At 68.1% G+C, this 17,133-nt stretch carries 17 protein-coding genes; 7 read left to right on the plus strand and 10 right to left on the minus strand.

Features of this window, described 5'->3' with window-relative positions; genetic code table 11:
• Nucleotide 1: 1 nt before the first annotated feature.
• Entirely contained in the window at nucleotides 2–664 is a 663-nt protein-coding gene (locus tag KEC55_RS13775; protein ID WP_282505881.1) for a response regulator, read from the minus strand.
• A gap of 186 nt (nucleotides 665–850) precedes the next feature.
• Here KEC55_RS13775 and dacB point away from each other — a divergent pair, with 186 nt between their 5' ends.
• The 3 genes from dacB (at nucleotide 851) to KEC55_RS13790 (ending at nucleotide 4,862) form a co-directional block, all read left to right on the plus strand.
• Nucleotides 851–2,383, plus strand: coding sequence for a D-alanyl-D-alanine carboxypeptidase/D-alanyl-D-alanine endopeptidase (dacB, locus tag KEC55_RS13780; RefSeq protein ID WP_282505882.1), 1,533 nt, complete (start codon nucleotides 851–853; stop codon nucleotides 2,381–2,383).
• 329 nt (nucleotides 2,384–2,712) lie between these two features.
• A complete protein-coding gene (locus tag KEC55_RS13785; RefSeq protein ID WP_282505883.1) occupies nucleotides 2,713–3,627 on the plus strand; it encodes a sterol desaturase family protein in 915 nt (304 codons plus the stop codon).
• Nucleotides 3,628–3,722: 95 nt separating this feature from the next.
• Entirely contained in the window at nucleotides 3,723–4,862 is a 1,140-nt protein-coding gene (locus KEC55_RS13790; protein ID WP_282505884.1) for an SGNH/GDSL hydrolase family protein, read from the plus strand.
• Nucleotides 4,863–4,943: 81 nt separating this feature from the next.
• On the opposite strand, the gene KEC55_RS13795 is transcribed toward KEC55_RS13790, so the two are convergent.
• From KEC55_RS13795 to pyk, 6 genes are all read right to left on the minus strand, one after another.
• On the minus strand, nucleotides 4,944–5,972 hold the full coding sequence (locus KEC55_RS13795; protein ID WP_282505885.1) for an L-threonylcarbamoyladenylate synthase: 1,029 nt from the start codon (nucleotides 5,970–5,972) through the stop codon (nucleotides 4,944–4,946).
• Nucleotides 5,973–5,983: 11 nt separating this feature from the next.
• On the minus strand, nucleotides 5,984–7,180 hold the full coding sequence (locus KEC55_RS13800; protein ID WP_282505886.1) for a 5-(carboxyamino)imidazole ribonucleotide synthase: 1,197 nt from the start codon (nucleotides 7,178–7,180) through the stop codon (nucleotides 5,984–5,986).
• Between the two features lie 87 nt (nucleotides 7,181–7,267).
• Nucleotides 7,268–7,789 (minus strand): 5-(carboxyamino)imidazole ribonucleotide mutase, encoded by a 522-nt coding sequence (gene purE, locus KEC55_RS13805; protein WP_006477946.1) that lies wholly within the window; start codon nucleotides 7,787–7,789, stop codon nucleotides 7,268–7,270.
• 15 nt (nucleotides 7,790–7,804) lie between these two features.
• Nucleotides 7,805–8,695, minus strand: a complete 891-nt coding sequence (locus KEC55_RS13810; protein WP_282505887.1) for a phosphoribosylaminoimidazolesuccinocarboxamide synthase — start codon at nucleotides 8,693–8,695, stop codon at nucleotides 7,805–7,807.
• 224 nt (nucleotides 8,696–8,919) lie between these two features.
• A complete protein-coding gene (fba, locus tag KEC55_RS13815; protein WP_176050235.1) occupies nucleotides 8,920–9,984 on the minus strand; it encodes a class II fructose-bisphosphate aldolase in 1,065 nt (354 codons plus the stop codon).
• A gap of 315 nt (nucleotides 9,985–10,299) precedes the next feature.
• Nucleotides 10,300–11,736 carry a pyruvate kinase gene (gene pyk, locus KEC55_RS13820; RefSeq protein WP_034189082.1) on the minus strand — a complete coding sequence of 479 codons (1,437 nt, stop codon included), beginning with the start codon at nucleotides 11,734–11,736 and terminating at the stop codon, nucleotides 10,300–10,302.
• Between pyk and KEC55_RS13825 the strand changes: the two genes are divergently transcribed.
• Nucleotides 11,735–11,863: a hypothetical protein gene (locus KEC55_RS13825; protein ID WP_256093618.1), complete on the plus strand. Its 129-nt coding sequence runs from the start codon at nucleotides 11,735–11,737 to the stop codon at nucleotides 11,861–11,863. The genes pyk and KEC55_RS13825 overlap by 2 nt on opposite strands.
• A 157-nt stretch (nucleotides 11,864–12,020) precedes the next feature.
• Here KEC55_RS13825 and KEC55_RS13830 read toward each other — a convergent pair whose 3' ends face one another.
• The 3 genes from KEC55_RS13830 to KEC55_RS13840 form a co-directional block, all read right to left on the minus strand.
• Nucleotides 12,021–13,217: a phosphoglycerate kinase gene (locus KEC55_RS13830; protein ID WP_282505888.1), complete on the minus strand. Its 1,197-nt coding sequence runs from the start codon at nucleotides 13,215–13,217 to the stop codon at nucleotides 12,021–12,023.
• A 279-nt stretch (nucleotides 13,218–13,496) separates the two neighbouring features.
• Complete coding sequence (locus KEC55_RS13835; protein ID WP_282505889.1) at nucleotides 13,497–13,820, minus strand: AzlD domain-containing protein; 324 nt, start codon at nucleotides 13,818–13,820, stop codon at nucleotides 13,497–13,499.
• Nucleotides 13,817–14,572: an AzlC family ABC transporter permease gene (locus tag KEC55_RS13840; protein ID WP_282505890.1), complete on the minus strand. Its 756-nt coding sequence runs from the start codon at nucleotides 14,570–14,572 to the stop codon at nucleotides 13,817–13,819. The genes KEC55_RS13835 and KEC55_RS13840 overlap by 4 nt, the downstream gene beginning before the upstream one ends.
• 194 nt (nucleotides 14,573–14,766) lie before the next feature.
• Between KEC55_RS13840 and KEC55_RS13845 the strand changes: the two genes are divergently transcribed.
• The 3 genes from KEC55_RS13845 to waaF all read left to right on the plus strand — a co-directional run bounded on the left by KEC55_RS13845 (nucleotide 14,767) and on the right by waaF (nucleotide 17,113).
• Nucleotides 14,767–15,690, plus strand: coding sequence for a branched-chain amino acid transaminase (locus KEC55_RS13845; protein WP_176050238.1), 924 nt, complete (start codon nucleotides 14,767–14,769; stop codon nucleotides 15,688–15,690).
• 50 nt (nucleotides 15,691–15,740) lie between these two features.
• Nucleotides 15,741–15,935 carry a zinc-finger domain-containing protein gene (locus KEC55_RS13850; protein WP_006749970.1) on the plus strand — a complete coding sequence of 65 codons (195 nt, stop codon included), beginning with the start codon at nucleotides 15,741–15,743 and terminating at the stop codon, nucleotides 15,933–15,935.
• A gap of 140 nt (nucleotides 15,936–16,075) precedes the next feature.
• Entirely contained in the window at nucleotides 16,076–17,113 is a 1,038-nt protein-coding gene (gene waaF / locus KEC55_RS13855; protein ID WP_282505891.1) for a lipopolysaccharide heptosyltransferase II, read from the plus strand.
• Nucleotides 17,114–17,133: the final 20 nt, after the last annotated feature.

Genomic DNA, 17,133 nt, shown 5'->3' on the forward strand with positions numbered 1-17,133 from the left:
GTCAGCTTTCCTTGACGACCATGTAGCCGAGCCCGCGTACGTTGCGGATCAGGTCAGAGCCTAGCTTCTTGCGCAGCGCATGGATGTAGACCTCGACCGTGTTGCTGCCGATCTCCTCGCCCCAGCCGTACATCTTCTCCTCGAGCTGGCTCTTCGACAGCACCGCGCCCGGCCGCGCGAGCAGCGCCTCGAGCAGCGCGAACTCGCGCGCGGACAGCGCGACGGGCACGCCGTCGAGCGTCACCTGGTGCGAAGCGGGGTCGAGCGTCAGCGCGCCGTGGCGGATCAGCGACTCGCTGCGCCCGGCCTGGCGGCGGATCAGCGCACGCATCCGTGCGCCGAGTTCATCGAGGTCGAACGGCTTGACGAGGTAGTCGTCGGCGCCCGCGTCGAGCCCCTTCACGCGATCGGCAATGGCGTCGCGCGCGGTGACGATCAGCACGGGCAGCGACAGCCCGCGCGCGCGCAGCGCGCGCAGCACGTCGACGCCGTCGCGCTTCGGCAGGCCGAGGTCGAGCAGCAGCAGGTCGTACGTCTCGCCGCCGAGCGCCGTGAGCGCCGCGTCGCCGTCCTGCACCCAGTCGACCGCGAAACCGTCCGAGCGCAGCGCCTTGCGCACGCCTTCGGCAATCATTCGATCATCTTCGACAAGCAGTATCCGCATCGGGACAGGCATCCATGGGGCGAGTCAAACACGCCGACCATTGTAGCGCCGCGAATCGCGCGCGCGGCACCCTGCAATGCAACAGTAAGGCGGATTGCAAGCGGGCTGCGCGGACTTGTCTCTACAATGTGCGCTTTGGCGCCGCCGCGCGCCCTGCCCGAGCCCCTGCTTCTCCCGTATTCGCCCATGCCGATTTCCGATCTTTCCGCCCGGTTCGCCCCCCGCGCCCGCTTGTGCCTGCGCGCAGCCGCCGTCATCGCCACCTGCACGGCCCTCGCGTTCGCACCGTCCGCGCAGGCCCGCAAGAAATCCCACAAGGAAGCGCGCAAGACCACCGTCGTGTCGCCCGCCGCGCGGGCGGCCGGCCTGCCGGCGTCCGTGCTCGTCGCGCTGCAGCGCGCGAAGGTACCGGCCTCGGCGATGAGCGTCGTCGTCGAGCGCGTCGGCGATCCCGAGCCGCTGATTGCGTGGAATGCGAGCCGGCCGATGATGCCGGCATCGACGATGAAGCTCGTGACGACCTTCTCGGGCCTGTCGATCCTCGGCCCCGACTACCGCTGGCGCACGACCGCGTACACGGACGGCACGGTCGACCCCGACGGCACGCTGCAAGGCAACCTGTACATCAAGGGCACCGGCGACCCGAAGCTCGTGCCCGAGGAACTGATCGACCTCGTCGACAAGCTCCGCAAGGCCGGCGTCAAGCGCGTGGCCGGCGGCCTCGTGCTCGACAAGAGCTACTTCGCGACGTCGACGCGCGACCTGCCGTCGTTCGACGACGACGCCAGCGCGCCGTACAACGTCGGCCCCGATCCGCTGCTGTACGCGTTCAAGGCCGTATCGTTCACGGTCACGCCGGGCGACGACGGCAAGGTGGCCGTCGACGTGTTGCCGCCGCTCGCGAACCTGTCGATCGACAACCAGCTCGTCGAAGGCTCGGGCTCGTGCAGCGCGGCGGCCGCGGCCGCGCGCCCGACGCTGTCGGCCGGCAGCGGGATCATGACGGCCTCGTTCGCCGGCGACTATCCGCTGCGCTGCGGCGCGCACACGACCAACCTCGCGATCCTCGATCACACGACCTTCTTCGCACGCGGCTTCCTCGCGCTGTGGCAGCAGGACGGCGGCACGATCGCGGGGCCCGTGAGCGAAGGCAAGGTGCCGACCACCGCGCGTCCGCTCGCCGTGCATCACAGCCCGGTGCTCGGCAGCGTCGTCTACGACATCAACAAGTTCAGCAACAACGTGATGGCGCGCAACCTGTTCCTGACGATCGGCGCGGTCAGCGGCAAGCCGCCCGCGACGCCCGAACAGTCGAGCCGCGTGATCCAGGCGTTCCTGCAGAAGAGCGGCATCGCGATGCCCGACCTCGTACTCGAGAACGGCTCGGGCCTGTCGCGCGAAGAGCACGTGAGCGCGCTGTCGCTCGCCGCGCTGCTGCAGGCCGCGAATGCGAGCCCCGTCGCGCAGACCTTCATCGATTCGCTGCCGATCGCCGGCATCGACGGCACGATGAAGAACCGCCTCACCAACGCCGGCGTGCTCGGCAACGCGCACATCAAGACCGGCACGCTGCGCGACGTGCGCGCGATCGCAGGCTATGTCGGCGGCGTCGACGGCCAGAGCTACATCGTCGTCAGCTTCATCAACAACGATCACGCGGAAGCCGCGCGCGCCGCACATGACACGCTGCTCGAGTGGATCTACGCGGGCGCGCACTGACGCGCCGCGCACCACGCATCGGGTCGCCCCCACGGGCGGCCCGTGCCGTTTTCGGCGCCCCTGCACACGGAATTTCGCGCCGCCCGGTTTGAAACGCCCCCGCCGCCGGCGCGCAACGCGCCGCGCGCCAACCGCGCCCGGAAAACAGGGCCGCACCGCCCGGCCCCGCGCCGTGCGGCTTCCGTAGAAACCCTGTCCTCAGAGGGAACCCTCTACGCTGCCCCCTCGCCTATCGTGTGGCGATTGCGTAGGCTGTTGGCCTGACCGATATCTACAACGGGCCACACGCCCGGCCTCAAGGCTTGCAGGGGAAAGAAGGAGACACGCCCATGCGATTCGACGTCGAATTGCTTCTGCTCGCGCTGGCGCCCGTCTTCCTGCTCTGCATTGCGTGGGAGGCCTGGCACCTCGCCCGCACACGTGCGCAGGACCATGTCTACGCATGGCGCGACACGCTGTGCAACGCGGCGCTCGCCCTGATGCACCAGGGCGCCGACAAGATCGCGTGGCTGTTCGTGATCCCCGTCTACGCGTACTGCTACCAGCACTACCGCCTGTTCACGTGGCACGACAGCTGGCTGTCGTTCGCGGTGCTGTTCGTCGCGCAGGACTTCCTCTACTACGTGTTCCATCGCGCGAGCCATCGCGTGCGCTGGCTGTGGGCCGCGCATGTCGTGCACCACTCGTCCGAGCGGATGAATTTCTCGACCGCGTTCCGTCAGAGCCTGATGTACCCCATCGCGGGCATGTGGGTGTTCTGGCTGCCGCTCGCGTTCGCCGGCTTTCCGCCGCAACAGGTCGTCGGCATCGTGCTGATCAACCTCGCGTTCCAGTTCTTCGTGCACACGCAGGCGATCGGCAAGCTCGGCTGGCTCGAATACGTGCTGAACACGCCGTCGATCCACCGCGCACACCATGCACGCAACGCGCGCTACATCGACCGCAATTACGCAGGCGTCCTTGTGATCTGGGATCGCCTGTTCGGCAGCTATGTCGACGAAACGCCCGACGATCCGCCGCAGTACGGGATCGTCGAGCGGCTCGGCTCGAACAACCCGCTCGTCGCGACGTTCCACGAGTGGGTGTCGATGGTGTCGGACGCGTTGCGCGTCGACGGATGGCGCAACAAGCTGCGCGCGATTTTCGGCCCGCCCGAATGGGCGAGCGCTTATCATGCGCAGATTGCCGAGGCCGCGAACCAGGATCCGCGCACCGTGCCGCTGGCGGCTGTGCGTGACCAATAAACCGTTTTAGCCAACGGCCGCCGCGCAGCCCGGAACCGAGCAGGCACGCGGCAGATGAGAAATACATCAGGCCATATCTACGAGGAGATCGAACGATGCAGACACAACAACACGCACCTTCCCGCACCCGCCGACGCATGCTGCGCACCACGCAAGTCGCAATCGCCGGGGCCGCGCTCGCGCTGCTCGCCGCGTGCGGCGGCGGTGACGACAACAACAGCAGCAGCGCGTCGAACACGCCGCCGTCGGGCGTGAAGATGCAGATCGTGTCGTTCGGCGACAGCCTGTCCGACGCGGGCACCTACTCGCAGATCAAGCTCGGCTTCGGCGGCGGCCGCTTCACGACCAACCCGGGCCAGGTGTGGACGCAGAACGTCGCGCAGTACTACGGCGATACGCTGCAGCCCGCGAACCAGGGCGGCTTCGGCATTCCGCTGCAAGCCACCGGCGGCTTCGGCTACGCACAGGGCGGCTCGCGCGTGACGCTGCAGCCGGGCATCGGCCACGCGGACGCGAGCGTGCCGAACGCCGACTACGCGCAGGCAACCACGACGCCGGTCGCCGACCAGGTCAAGCAGTACCTGTCGCAGCACGGCAGCTTCAACGCCGGCCAGATCGTGCTGGTCAACGGCGGCGCGAACGACATCTTCTATCAGGCGCAGGTCGCGCAGGCGCAAGGCAACACGCCGGCCGCGCAGCTCGCGGCCGCGCAGGCGATCGGCCTGGCCGCGCAGCAGCTCGGCGGCATCGTCCAGCAGATCGTCGCGGCAGGCGCGACGCACGTGTACGTGTCGAACGTGCCGGACATCGGCGGCACGCCGCTCGCGCTGCAGGGCGGCACGCAGGCCGCGTTCACGCAACTGTCGGGGCTGTTCAACCAGACGCTCGCCGGCACGCTGGCCGCGCTGAAGGTCGACACGACGAAGGTCGCGCTGCTCGACACGTTCACGTGGCAGGACGGCATCGCGGCCAACTACCAGGCGAACGGCTTCACGGTGTCGAACACCGACACCGCCTGTAACCTGAAGGCGATGGTCCAGGCCGCCACGCAATACGGCGTCGCGAACGCAACCGCATTCGGCTCGTCGCTGTTCTGCTCGCCGCAGACCTACACGGTCGCGAACGCGGACCAGACCTACATGTTCGCCGACACGGTCCACCCGACGACGCGCCTGCACTTGCTGTTCGCGCAGTTCGCCGAACAGCAGATCGCGAAGTCGGGCGTCGGCAAGTAAGCAGCCGGCCACGCGCCCAAACGAAAACGCCCGACCGGTTCGCCGGTCGGGCGTTTTTTCATGTGTAAAGCGCGATGGTTGTCAGTCGCGTGCTTCGAACGCGGCCGCCGCGCGGCCCAGGCGATCGTTGACCGCGATCCATTCGACGGTCTCGGGCAGCTTCTCGACGAGGATGCGCGCGACTTGCGCGCGATCGAGCGCACGCAGCATCCCGTACAGGTCGCGTGCGTAGGCCTGCGGATCTTCCGGTGCCGCGACGAAATGCACGCCGTCGGCTTGCGCCCAGCGCCCCGCGCGCGATGCGCGTGCGACGAGCGCGACACGTTCGCCGTCCGTTTGCGCAGCCGCGAGCAGCGGCTCGAGCGCGTCGAACGGCAGCAGCGCGAGCGGCGTGCGCGGCGCGTAATGCGCTTTCAGCGTGCCCGACGCGCGCGGCGCCGTTGCGTCGCTGCCATCCGGCAGCCGCGGCGCGCGGCCGAGCACGCCGGCGATCTGTTGCGGCGTCACGTGGCCCGGGCGCAGCAGCGCCGGGAAACCGCGCGACAGGTCGAGGATCGTCGATTCGATACCGACTTCGGACGCGCCGCCGTCGAGCACGTGCACGGTGTCGCCGAATTCCTCGCGCACGTGCTGCGCGGTCGTCGGGCTCACGTGGCCGAACCGGTTCGCGGACGGCGCCGCGACACCGCCGTGGCCGCCGCGCCGCGCGCTGAACGCGGCCAGCAGCGCTTGCGCGACCGGATGCGACGGGCAGCGCAGCCCGACTGAATCCTGCCCGCCGCTCACGGCGTCCGGAATGCGCGCATGGCGCTTCAGGATCAGCGTCAGCGGGCCCGGCCAGAATGCGTCGATCAGCGCCTGCGCGTCGGCCGGCAGGTCGTCGGCCCAGTAGCCGGGATCGCCGCCCGGCGGCAGATGCACGATCACCGGATGGTTCGCGGGCCGCCCTTTCGCCGCGTAGATGCGCGCGACGGCCTCGGGATTCGCCGCGTCGCCGCCGAGCCCGTAGACGGTCTCGGTCGGGAACGCGACGAGTTGCCCCGCGTCGAGCAGCGCGGCGGCCGCGTCGATCTGGGCGAGCGTCACGGATTTCGGGAGATCGATGGACATCGGCTGACGCCTCAGTCGAGCGGCACGCGCAGCAGCTGCGCGCACGCGGTGGCGGCGGCAACGGCTTCGTCGCGCGTCTCGGCCGTGAAGTTCACGTGGCCCATCTTGCGGCCGACTCGCGCGTCTTCCTTGCCGTACAGGTGCAGGTGCGCAGTCGGCATCGCGGCGACCGTGTCCCACGGCGGCGTGACGGCTTCAGCCGCGGCACCGTTCGGGAACCACACGTCGCCGAGGATGTTCAGCATCGCGGCCGGCGAATGCTGGCGCGGGTTGCCGAGCGGCATGCGCGTCATCGCGCGCACCTGCTGTTCGAACTGGCTCGTTGCGCATGCATCGACCGTGTAGTGGCCGGAGTTGTGCGGGCGCGGCGCCATTTCGTTCGCGACGAACGAGCCGTCTTCCAGCACGAAGAATTCGACGCACAGCACGCCGACGTAGCCGAGCGTATCGGCGATCCGCACGGCTGCCTGCTGCGCCTCCGCGACGCGCGCGGCATCGGCGGCCGGCGCCGGTACGACCGTCAGCGCGAGGATGCCGTTGTGGTGCGCGTTCTGCGCGAGCGGGAATGCGGCTGAGCGGCCGTCCGCGCCGCGCGCGATCAGCGCCGACACTTCGTATTTCAGCGGCAGGCGCTTCTCGAGCACGCACGGCACACCGTTCAGCGCCGCATGCGCGTCGCGCGCTTCCTGCGCGGTGCTCACACGCACCTGGCCCTTGCCGTCGTAGCCGAGGCGCGCCGTCTTCAGGATGCCCGGCAGCACCGCGTCGAGCGCGGCATCGTCGAGTGCGGCGAGCGCCGCCGACGATTCGATCACGACGTGCGGCGCGACGGGCACGCCCGACGCCTCGATGAAGCGCTTCTCCGCAATCCGGTCCTGAGCGACCGCGACGCAGCGGCCGGCCGGCGCGACGAACGTCGTGCGCGCGAGGAAATCGAGGCTCGCGGCCGGCACGTTCTCGAACTCCGTCGACACCGCATCGCACAGCTCGGCCAGTTCGGCGAGCGCGGCTTCGTCGTCGTACGCCGCGCGCAGGTGGCGGTCGGCGACCGCGCCGGCGGGGCTCGTCGGATCGGGATCGAGCACGGCGACGCGATAGCCCATCGACTGGGCGGCAAAGCAGAACATGCGGCCGAGCTGGCCACCGCCGACCATGCCCAGCCACGCGCCGGGCAGGATCGGGGAAACGGAATCAGGAGTTGCGGTCATGTCAGTGGTCGGTCGCGGCGGGCGCTGCCCGCCGCAGTGGGGAGGTCAGGCAGCCGCCGGATTGGCAGTGCGGCCGCCGGTGCGCCGTCATTCCAGCGGCGGGAGCACCATCGCGTGCGCGGCTTCGTTCTGGCGCACGCGGAACGCGGCGAGCCGGTTCGCATAGTCGACCGAGTTGCCGGACAGGATCGACACCGCGAACAGCGCGGCATTCGCGGCGCCGGCCTCGCCGATCGCGAACGTCGCGACGGGCACGCCCTTCGGCATCTGCACGATCGAGTGCAGCGAATCGACACCCTTCAGGTACTTGCTCGCGACCGGCACGCCGAGCACCGGCACCGTGGTTTTCGCGGCCAGCATGCCGGGCAGGTGCGCGGCGCCGCCGGCGCCCGCGATGATCGCGCGCAGCCCACGCTCGCGCGCCTTCTCCGCATAGTCGAACATCTCGTCGGGCATCCGGTGCGCGGACACGACCTTCGCTTCGTACGGTACGCCGAATTCCTGCAGGATCGCGACCGCGTGCTTCATCACGTCCCAGTCGGAACTCGAACCCATCAGCACACCGATGAGCGGCGCGCTGTGCGTGTGGGCAGTCTGGATTTCACTCATTTCATCCATCCTTGCTCAGGCGAGCGACTGGCCCGTGATGCGTTCGAGCGCTTCCTGGTACTTCGCGGCCGTCTTCTCGACGACGTCGGCCGGCAGCGCCGGCGCCGGCGCCGTCTTGCCCCACGGCTGCGCCTCGAGCCAGTCGCGCACGAACTGCTTGTCGAACGACGGCGGGTTCGTGCCGACCTCATACTGGTCGGCCGGCCAGAAACGCGACGAATCGGCCGTCAGCGCTTCGTCCATCAGGTACAGCTGGCCGTGGTTGTCGAGGCCGAATTCGAACTTCGTGTCGGCGATGATGATGCCGCGCGTCGCCGCGTAGTCGGCCGCTTCCTTGTACAACTTGATCGAGATGTCGCGGATCGTTGCAGCCAGCTCGGTGCCGATGCGGCGCTCGGTTTCCTCGAACGTGATGTTCTCGTCGTGCTCGCCCATCTCGGCCTTCGCGGCCGGCGTGAAGATCGGCTCGGGCAGCTTCTGCGCGTTCTGCAGGCCTTCCGGCAACTGCACGCCGCACACGGCGCCCGATGCCTGGTATTCCTTCCAGCCGCTGCCGGCCAGGTAGCCGCGCACGACCGCTTCGATCATGATCGGCTCGAGGCGCTTGACGACCACGCCGCGGCCCTTCACCTGCTCGACCTCGTCGGCCGCGACGACCGCTTCCGGCGCGTCGCCCGTCAGGTGGTTCGGCACGATGTGCGCGAGCTTGTCGAACCAGAAGTTCGCCATCTGGTTCAGCACGCGGCCCTTGTTCGGAATCGGCTCGCCCATCACCACGTCGAATGCCGACAGACGGTCGGTCGTGACGATCAGGAGCTTGTCGTTGCCGACCGCGTAGTTATCGCGGACCTTGCCGCGACCGAGGAGCGGCAGCGAGCGGAGCGTGGATTCGTAAAGGGTAGACATCGTCTTTTCGCAGATAAGGAGCCAAACAAAAAGGGAAACGCCGTTCCCCGCGGCAGGCGGGAACGGCGGTCTTGCAATACGTCGGCGAACCGGCAGGGCGACAGCGCCCGGACGGTTGCCGGCCGGCCCTCGTTCGGCCGGACGGAACGGCTGCCGGGGCCGGATCAGATCCGGCAACCGGGCGGCCCGCCCCGGCCTTGCGGCGGGGCAATCGTACTACAGTCTCAGCGCACGACCTGCGCGAGCGCGCCGGACTTGTACTGTTCGGCGATCTTGTCGAGCGACACCGGCTTGATCTTGCCGGCCTGGCCTTCGCAGCCGAACGCGAGGTAACGGTCGACGCAAACCTGCTTCGCCGCTTCGCGCGCGGGCTTCAGGTAGTCGCGCGGATCGAACTTGCCCGGGTTCTCGAACAGGTAGCGGCGGATCGCACCGGTGATCGCGAGACGCAGGTCGGTGTCGATGTTGATCTTGCGCACGCCGTGCTTGATGCCTTCCTGGATTTCCTCGACCGGCACGCCGTAGGTTTCCTTCATGTCGCCGCCGAATTCGCGGATCTCGGCCAGCAGTTCCTGCGGCACCGACGACGAACCGTGCATCACGAGGTGGGTGTTCGGAATGCGCGCGTGGATTTCCTTGATGCGCTCGATCGACAGGATGTCACCCGTCGGCTTCTTCGAGAACTTGTACGCGCCGTGCGACGTGCCGATCGCGATCGCGAGCGCATCGCACTGCGTGAGCTTCACGAAGTCGGCGGCCTGCTCCGGATCGGTCAGCAGTTGCTCGCGGGTCATCGTGCCTTCCGCGCCGTGGCCGTCTTCCTTGTCGCCCTTCATCGTCTCGAGCGAGCCAAGCACGCCGAGTTCGGCTTCGACCGTCACGCCGATCGAGTGCGCCATCTCGACGACCTTGCGCGACACGTCGACGTTGTACTCGTACGACGCGACCGTCTTGCCGTCGGCTTCGAGCGAACCGTCCATCATCACGCTGGTGAAGCCGCTGCGGATCGCGCCCATGCAGACTGCCGGCGACTGGCCGTGATCCTGGTGCATCACGACCGGGATGTGCGGGTACGACTCGACTGCTGCTTCGATCAGGTGGCGCAGGAACGGCTCGCCCGCGTACTTACGCGCGCCGGCCGATGCCTGCATGATCACGGGCGCGCCGACCTGGTCCGCCGCCGCCATGATCGCCTGGACCTGCTCCAGGTTGTTCACGTTGAAGGCCGGCAGGCCGTAACCGTGCTCTGCCGCGTGGTCCAGCAATTGACGCATTGATACGAGAGGCATTGTGGAACTCCTTGGAATGAAAACCGGTGCGCCCTGACGCCGGCGCGGCGCTCGCTCCCGTTCAAACCGGGGTGGCGCGGCGCGGCTGAGCGTCGAATAGCCGCATTTTATCGCGAAGCGCCTCCGATTCCGACCGCCCGGTGGCGCCGACTCGCAATTTGTTACGTTCGCACGGCACAATGCGGGCAAAAAAGAGAAAAAAAGCCGCGCGGGGCTTCGGACCCCACGCGGCTTTCGCGTGAAAAATGGTGCCGGATCGAATTTTCAGCCGATCCGGGCTGCCGGCGCCAGGCCGGCTCGATGCTCAGTCGGCGCTCAATAGTGCTCGCCGACCCGCACGATCTTCAGCGTGTTGGTGCCGCCCGCCTGCCCCATCGGCTCGCCAACCGTCAGCACGACCATGTCGCCGTGCTGAACGTAGCCCTGCTTGACGACGATCTCGAGCGCGGCCTGCAGCGCCGAATCGCGGTCGCTGTTGAAGTCCACGTGCAGCGGCGTCACGTTGCGGTACAGCGCCATCGTGCGCTCGCTGCCGACGCGCGGCGTCAGCGCGAAGATCGGCACGTGCGTGTAGTGACGCGACATCCACAGCGCGGTCGCGCCCGATTCGGTCAGCGCGATGATCGCCTTCGCGCCGAGGTGGTACGCGGTGAACAGCGCGCCCATCGCGATCGACTGGTCGATCCGCGTGAACGTGCGGTCGAGGAAATCCTTGTCGAGCTCGACGTGTTCCGACTTTTCCGCTTCGACGCACACGGCCGCCATCGTCTCGATCGTGACGACCGGGTACTTGCCGGCGGCCGTTTCGGCCGACAGCATCACCGCATCGGTGCCGTCGAGCACCGCGTTCGCGACGTCCGACACTTCCGCGCGGGTCGGCACGGGTGCGTGGATCATCGATTCCATCATCTGCGTCGCGGTGATCACGAGCTTGTTCGACTCGCGCGCCATCCGGATCATCCGCTTCTGCAGCGCCGGCACGGCCGCGTTGCCCACTTCCACCGCGAGGTCGCCGCGCGCGACCATGATGCCGTCGGACGCGTCGAGGATGCTCTGCAGCGCCGGGATCGCTTCCGCGCGCTCGATCTTCGCGATCATCTTCGGCTTGATGCCGTACGGCGCACCCGCGATGTTCGCGAGCTGACGCGCCATTTCCATGTCGGTCGCGTTCTTCGGGAACGACACCGCGACGAGGTCCGCGCCGAGCGACATCGCGGTGCGGATGTCTTCCATGTCCTTCGCGGTCAGCGCCGGCGCCGACAGGCCGCCGCCCTGGCGGTTGATCCCCTTGTTGTTCGACAGCTCGCCGCCCACCTTGACGATCGTGTGGATCTCGTCGCCGAGCACGCGCTCGACGGTCAGCACGATCAGGCCGTCGTTCAGCAGCAGCAGGTCGCCCGGGCGCAGGTCGCGCGGCAGTTCCTTGTAGTCGAGGCCGACGCGCTCGTCGTTGCCGAGCTCGCAGGCGGCGTCAAGGATGAACGGCTGCCCCGGCACGAGCGTGGTCTTGCCGTTCTCGAACTTGCCGACGCGGATCTTCGGGCCCTGGAGGTCGGCCATGATCGCGATCTCGCGGCCAACCTTGCGGGCGGCCTCGCGCACCATCTCGGCGCGCTGGCGGTGATCGTCGGCCGTGCCGTGCGAAAAATTGAGCCGCACGACGTCGAGGCCCGCCTGCATCATCTGCAGCAGAATCTCCGGCGAACTGGAAGCCGGGCCGATCGTGGCGACTATCTTGGTGGCGCGCTGCATGAAACTCCTCATCTGGATCAAGGTGGATGCGCTGGGTGAAACGCTGCGAGAGCCGGAAGCGGCAGGCCCAGCGGCGGCCGCTCCGGGGGGCGTGCCGGTGCTTGCGCCCGGCATCGCTTTGTTCTGAATCTCGTGGTGCTGGTCGGCCGCGTCGCCGGCAGCCGCCGGTGCGCGCGGGGCGGAGTTCGCCCGCGCGGGCGCGCGTTTGCGCTTGCCCGCGCCGGCCGGCTGCTCCGCTTTCGCGGAGCGCACGGCCTTCGTCACCCCTGCGCGCGCCGCCACGCTCAGGCCGCCCGCGTTTCGAGCACTTCCACCGCCGGCAGCTTCTTCCCCTCGAGGAACTCGAGGAAGGCGCCGCCGCCCGTCGAGATGTAGCTGACCTGGTCGTGGATGCCGTACTTCGCGATGGCCGCGAGCGTATCGCCGCCGCCCGCGATCGAGAACGCGGACGATTTGGCGATCGCGTCGGCGAGCGTCTTGGTGCCGTTGCCGAACTGGTCGAACTCGAACACACCGACCGGGCCGTTCCACACGATCGTGCCGGCCTTTTCGAGCTGGCTCGCGAGCGCCTTGGCCGTATCGGGGCCGATGTCGAGGATCATGTCGTCCGCTTCGATGTCGGCGACCTGCTTCACCGTGGCCACGGCCGTCGGCGAGAATTCCTTCGCGGTGACCACGTCGGTCGGGATCGGCACCGACGCGCCGCGCTCACGCGCTTCGTCGATGATCGCCTTCGCCTCGTTGACGAGGTCGGCTTCCGCGAGCGACTTGCCGATCGACAGGCCGGCCGCGAGCATGAACGTGTTGGCGATGCCGCCGCCGACGATCAGCTGGTCGACCTTGCCGGCCAGCGACTTCAGGATGGTCAGCTTGGTCGACACCTTCGAGCCGGCGACGATCGCCACCAGCGGGCGCGCCGGGTTGCCGAGCGCCTTGCCGAGCGCGTCGAGTTCGGCGGCCAGCAGCGGGCCCGCGCACGCGACCGGCGCGTACTTCGCGATCCCGTGGGTGGTCGCTTCCGCGCGGTGTGCGGTGCCGAACGCATCGTTCACGTACACGTCGCAGAGCTTCGCCATCTTCTGGGCGAGCTCGTCCGAATTCTTCTTCTCGCCCTTGTTGACGCGGCAGTTCTCGAGCAACACGACCTGGCCCGGCGCGACGTTCACGCCGTTCTCGACCCAGTTCGACACCAGCGGCACATCACGGCCGAGCAGCTCGGCGAGACGCTTCGCGACCGGGGCGAGCGAGTCTTCCGGCTTGAATTCGCCTTCGGTCGGGCGACCCAGGTGCGACGTGACCATCACGGCCGCGCCGGCGTCGAGCGCGGCCTGGATGGCCGGCACGGACGCGCGCACGCGCGTGTCTTCGGTGATGTTGCCCTGGTCGTCCTGCGGGACGTTCAGGTCGGCGCGGATGAACACCCGCTTGCCGGCGAGCTGGCCGGCGGCGATCAGGTCGGTAAGACGCTTGACTTGGCTCATGTTGGACAAATTGAAGTAGTGGATGGGGAAAGGGGGTTCACGCGGGACGTGCGCGGGCTGCCGCGAAAGGGCGCCGGATGCGGCCGTGGCTAGCGGTTCGCATGACGCGCACGGGTAAAAAATCTCGAACGGGCATTCTAGCCGATCCACCCGGCAGACTGACCCGCGGGCGCCGAATTCCGCCTATTTGGGATCGCGTGCGGCAACGGACACATTGCCGCAACGCAGCAATGCAGGTGCGCGGGCGGCCAGCGCCCGGCGGGCCGTAGCGACAGCCCATCAGAAGATCAGGCGCAGGGCGGTAAATACGAGCATCCCGACGACGATCGTGCCGAGCATGCTGCGCCGCCACAGGAACCAGCCGAGACCGGCGAGTGCCGCGTAGAACGGATGGTTGGACAGCGCGAACGACAACCCGGCCGGCGTTTCGAGCACGTCGGGCAGCACGACGGCGACCAGCGCGGCGGCCGGCGCATAGCGCAGCGCGCGCTGCGCGCGTTCGGGCAGCACGGTGCGCTCGCCGCCGATCAGGAACAGCGCGCGCGTGACGGCCGTGACGACCGTCATCCCGATGATGACGATCCAGATCTCCGTCGCGCTCATTCGATCTCCTTTTCCTGCACGGTTTCGGTGCGGATGCGCCGCCAGTCGGCCCGTTCGACGAAGAAGTCGGCCGTGCAGCCGGCCGCGAGCGCGGCGAGCACCGCGAGCGGCAGCGCGAGCCGGTACGGCAGGTCGAACGCGATCAGCGACACGATGCCGGCGACCGCGACGGCCGCGAGCGTCGAGCGGTTCGCGACCGCGGACACCATGATCGGGATCAGCGCGAGCGTGCCGGCCAGCTCCAGCCCCCAGCTCGCGGGGAAGAAACTCGCGAGCAGGATGCCGGCGAGCGACGATACCTGCCACGACACCCAGCTCGCGAGCGCCATCCCCCAGAAATACGCTTCCTTGCCCGGCACGTGACCGTAGGCAAAGCCCTGTTTCTGGAACAGCAGGTAGATCACGTCGCCGTTGAAATAGCCGATCGCGAGACGCCGCCACAGCGGCAGGTAGGAAAAATGGGGCGCAAGCCCTGCGCTGAAGATCACGAAGCGCATGTTGACCATCGCGGCCGTGAGCAGCACGGTCCAGATCGGCAGCTTCGCCGCGAGGAGCGGCAGCACCGCGAGCTGCGACGAGCCCGCGTAGACGAAGATCGACATCGCGCTCGCCTGCCCGAGCGTCATGACCGACTTGCTCATCGCGATGCCGGTGACGAGCCCCCAGGAGAGGATCGCCATCAATGTCGGGGAATAGTCGCGCGCGCCCTGGATCAGCGCGAAGCGGTCGGTGGCGGACAATCGAGCGAGCATGGGAATGCGGGCCGCAGCGGGCGGTTCGTCGGGGCGCCGGCGCCTCCTGCCGGTACGTCCCATCGTTATTGGAATCGGTACCGGACGATTATAGCGCCGGCCCCGCGCCGACCGACCGGGTCGCCACCAAATGACGCTAAAATAAGCGTCTTTCCGGCTCAACGCTGCATACAACCGCATCCCAGGAGAAATCTATGTCAATGGCCGACCGCGACGGCAAGATCTGGATGGACGGCAAGCTGATCGACTGGCGCGACGCCAAGATCCACGTCCTGACCCACACGCTGCACTACGGCATGGGCGTCTTCGAGGGCGTGCGCGCGTACAAGGCGGCCGACGGCAGCACCTCGATCTTCCGCCTGCCCGAGCACACGAAACGTCTGCTGAATTCGGCGAAGATCTTCCAGATGGACGTGCCGTTCGATCGCGAGACGCTCGAGGCCGCGCAGCTCGAAGTCGTGCGCGAGAACAAGCTCGAGTCGGGCTATCTGCGCCCGATCATCTGGGTCGGCTCGGAAAAGCTCGGCGTGTCGGCGAAGGGCAACACGATCCACGTCGCGATCGCCGCCTGGCCGTGGGGCGCGTACCTCGGAGAAGACGGCCTCGCGAAGGGCATCCGCGTGAAGACGTCGTCGTTCACGCGCCACCACGTGAACGTGTCGATGGTGCGCGCGAAGGCGTCGGGCTGGTACGTGAACTCGATCCTGGCGAACCAGGAAGCGACGGCCGACGGCTACGACGAGGCGCTGCTGCTCGACGTCGACGGCTACGTGTCGGAAGGCTCGGGCGAGAACTTCTTCCTCGTGAACAACGGCAAGCTGTACACGCCCGACCTGTCGTCGTGCCTCGACGGCATCACGCGCGACACGATCATCACGCTCGCGAAGGACGCCGGCATCGAAGTGATCGAGAAGCGCATCACGCGCGACGAGGTCTACACGGCCGACGAGGCGTTCTTCACCGGCACGGCCGCTGAAGTCACGCCGATCCGCGAGCTCGACAACCGCACGATCGGCAGCGGCGCGCGCGGCCCCGTCACGGAAAAGCTCCAGTCGGCGTTTTTCGATATCGTGTCGGGCAAGAACGCGAAGTACGCGCACTGGCTGACGAAGGTCTGAGCGCGCCGCGCCACCGACCGCCCCACAAAAGAGTGATAAGAGAAAGTCTCATGAGTGAAATCAAGGAAATGCCGCTGGTCGAGCTGACGGCCAAGGATCTTCCCGCCTACTGCCCGAACCCGGCCATGGCGCGCTGGAGCGCCCATCCGCGCGTCTTCATCGACGTGTCGCACGGCGAGGCACGCTGCCCGTACTGCGGCACGCGCTACAAGCTGCGCGACGGCGAGGTCGTCAAGGGCCACTGAGCCCGGGCGGCCGGGCCCGCGGGCCCGCCGACTCGCAAGGCGGCGCAGCCGGAAATCCGGCGCGCCGCCGTTCTCCATTCTGGCAACCCGAACGCGGCGCCCGTGCGCCGTGATTCATTACGACATCGGAAGTCGACCTGATGCGTCGAGCGCTGGTTATCGCACCGAACTGGATCGGTGACGCATTGATGGCGCAGCCACTTTTTGCGCTGCTGAAAAAGCTCCATCCCCGCATCGCGATCGATGCCGTCGCACCCTCGTGGGTCGCGCCCGTGCTCGAGCGGATGCCCGAGATCCACGATGTCTACGCGACCGATCTCGCGCATGGCAAGCTGCAGCTGCTGCGCCGCTGGCAGCTCGCGAGCGACCTGCGCGACGTCGGCTACGACGCGGCGTACGTGCTGCCGAATTCGCTGAAGTCCGCGGTGATCCCGTGGCTCGCGAACATCCCGCTGCGGATCGGCTACACGGGCGAGCACCGCTACGGGCTGCTGAACGTGCGGCACGCGAACCCGACCAAGTCGGGCGAGCGGCCGCCGATGACGACCCACTACGCGGCGCTCGCCTACGCGCCGGGCGCGAAGCTGCCCGAGTCGATGAAGACGCTGCCCGCGCCGCGCCTCGACGCGGACCTGAACGAGACGGCGCGCGTGTCCGCGCGTTTCAATCTCGATACGCGCAAGCCGCTCGTCGTGTTCTGCCCGGGCGCCGAATTCGGCCCGGCCAAGCGCTGGCCGCCCGAGCACTTCGCGACGCTCGCGACGATCGTTCACCAGTCGTTCCCGTATACGCAGATCGTCGCACTCGGCTCGCAGAAGGACGCGGCAGCCGCGCAGGCGATCGCCGACCACGCGCCGAACGTGCGCAACCTGTGCGGGCAGACGTCGCTGTCCGAGGCATGCGCGCTGATCGCGCGCGCGAACGCGGTCGTCACCAACGATTCCGGGCTGATGCACGTCGCGGCCGCGCTGCGCCGGCCGCTCGTCGCGCTGTACGGATCGACCGATCCGCGCCACACCCCTCCGCTGTCGGACCTGGCGAAGGTACAATGGCTGCATCTCGAATGCAGTCCCTGCTTCGAACGCGAGTGCCCGCTCGGCCACCTGAAGTGCCTGCGCGAACTCGGTCCCGAGCAGGTATTCGGCGATTTGCGCGGCATGCTCGTCGGGCAGCGCTGACCCTGACCGGCAGCGTCGCA

Source organism: Burkholderia cepacia (assembly GCF_029962485.1).
Taxonomy (GTDB): Bacteria; Pseudomonadota; Gammaproteobacteria; order Burkholderiales; family Burkholderiaceae; genus Burkholderia.

Excerpts from the sequence above, each read along its gene's own strand:
- KEC55_RS13785 (WP_282505883.1), top strand. The coding sequence starts at position 2,713 with ATGCGATTCGACGTCGAATTGCTTCTGCTCGCGCTGGCGCCCGTCTTC.
- KEC55_RS13795 (WP_282505885.1), bottom strand. The coding sequence starts at position 5,972 with ATGTCCATCGATCTCCCGAAATCCGTGACGCTCGCCCAGATCGACGCG.
- KEC55_RS13845 (WP_176050238.1), top strand. The coding sequence starts at position 14,767 with ATGTCAATGGCCGACCGCGACGGCAAGATCTGGATGGACGGCAAGCTG.
- KEC55_RS13775 (WP_282505881.1), bottom strand. The coding sequence starts at position 664 with ATGCGGATACTGCTTGTCGAAGATGATCGAATGATTGCCGAAGGCGTG.
- KEC55_RS13800 (WP_282505886.1), bottom strand. The coding sequence starts at position 7,180 with ATGACCGCAACTCCTGATTCCGTTTCCCCGATCCTGCCCGGCGCGTGG.
- KEC55_RS13825 (WP_256093618.1), top strand. The coding sequence starts at position 11,735 with ATGAAACTCCTCATCTGGATCAAGGTGGATGCGCTGGGTGAAACGCTG.
- waaF (WP_282505891.1), top strand. The coding sequence starts at position 16,076 with ATGCGTCGAGCGCTGGTTATCGCACCGAACTGGATCGGTGACGCATTG.
- KEC55_RS13790 (WP_282505884.1), top strand. The coding sequence starts at position 3,723 with ATGCAGACACAACAACACGCACCTTCCCGCACCCGCCGACGCATGCTG.
- KEC55_RS13810 (WP_282505887.1), bottom strand. The coding sequence starts at position 8,695 with ATGTCTACCCTTTACGAATCCACGCTCCGCTCGCTGCCGCTCCTCGGT.
- KEC55_RS13835 (WP_282505889.1), bottom strand. The coding sequence starts at position 13,820 with ATGAGCGCGACGGAGATCTGGATCGTCATCATCGGGATGACGGTCGTC.
- fba (WP_176050235.1), bottom strand. The coding sequence starts at position 9,984 with ATGCCTCTCGTATCAATGCGTCAATTGCTGGACCACGCGGCAGAGCAC.
- purE (WP_006477946.1), bottom strand. The coding sequence starts at position 7,789 with ATGAGTGAAATCCAGACTGCCCACACGCACAGCGCGCCGCTCATCGGT.
- pyk (WP_034189082.1), bottom strand. The coding sequence starts at position 11,736 with ATGCAGCGCGCCACCAAGATAGTCGCCACGATCGGCCCGGCTTCCAGT.
- KEC55_RS13850 (WP_006749970.1), top strand. The coding sequence starts at position 15,741 with ATGAGTGAAATCAAGGAAATGCCGCTGGTCGAGCTGACGGCCAAGGAT.
- KEC55_RS13840 (WP_282505890.1), bottom strand. The coding sequence starts at position 14,572 with ATGCTCGCTCGATTGTCCGCCACCGACCGCTTCGCGCTGATCCAGGGC.
- dacB (WP_282505882.1), top strand. The coding sequence starts at position 851 with ATGCCGATTTCCGATCTTTCCGCCCGGTTCGCCCCCCGCGCCCGCTTG.
- KEC55_RS13830 (WP_282505888.1), bottom strand. The coding sequence starts at position 13,217 with ATGAGCCAAGTCAAGCGTCTTACCGACCTGATCGCCGCCGGCCAGCTC.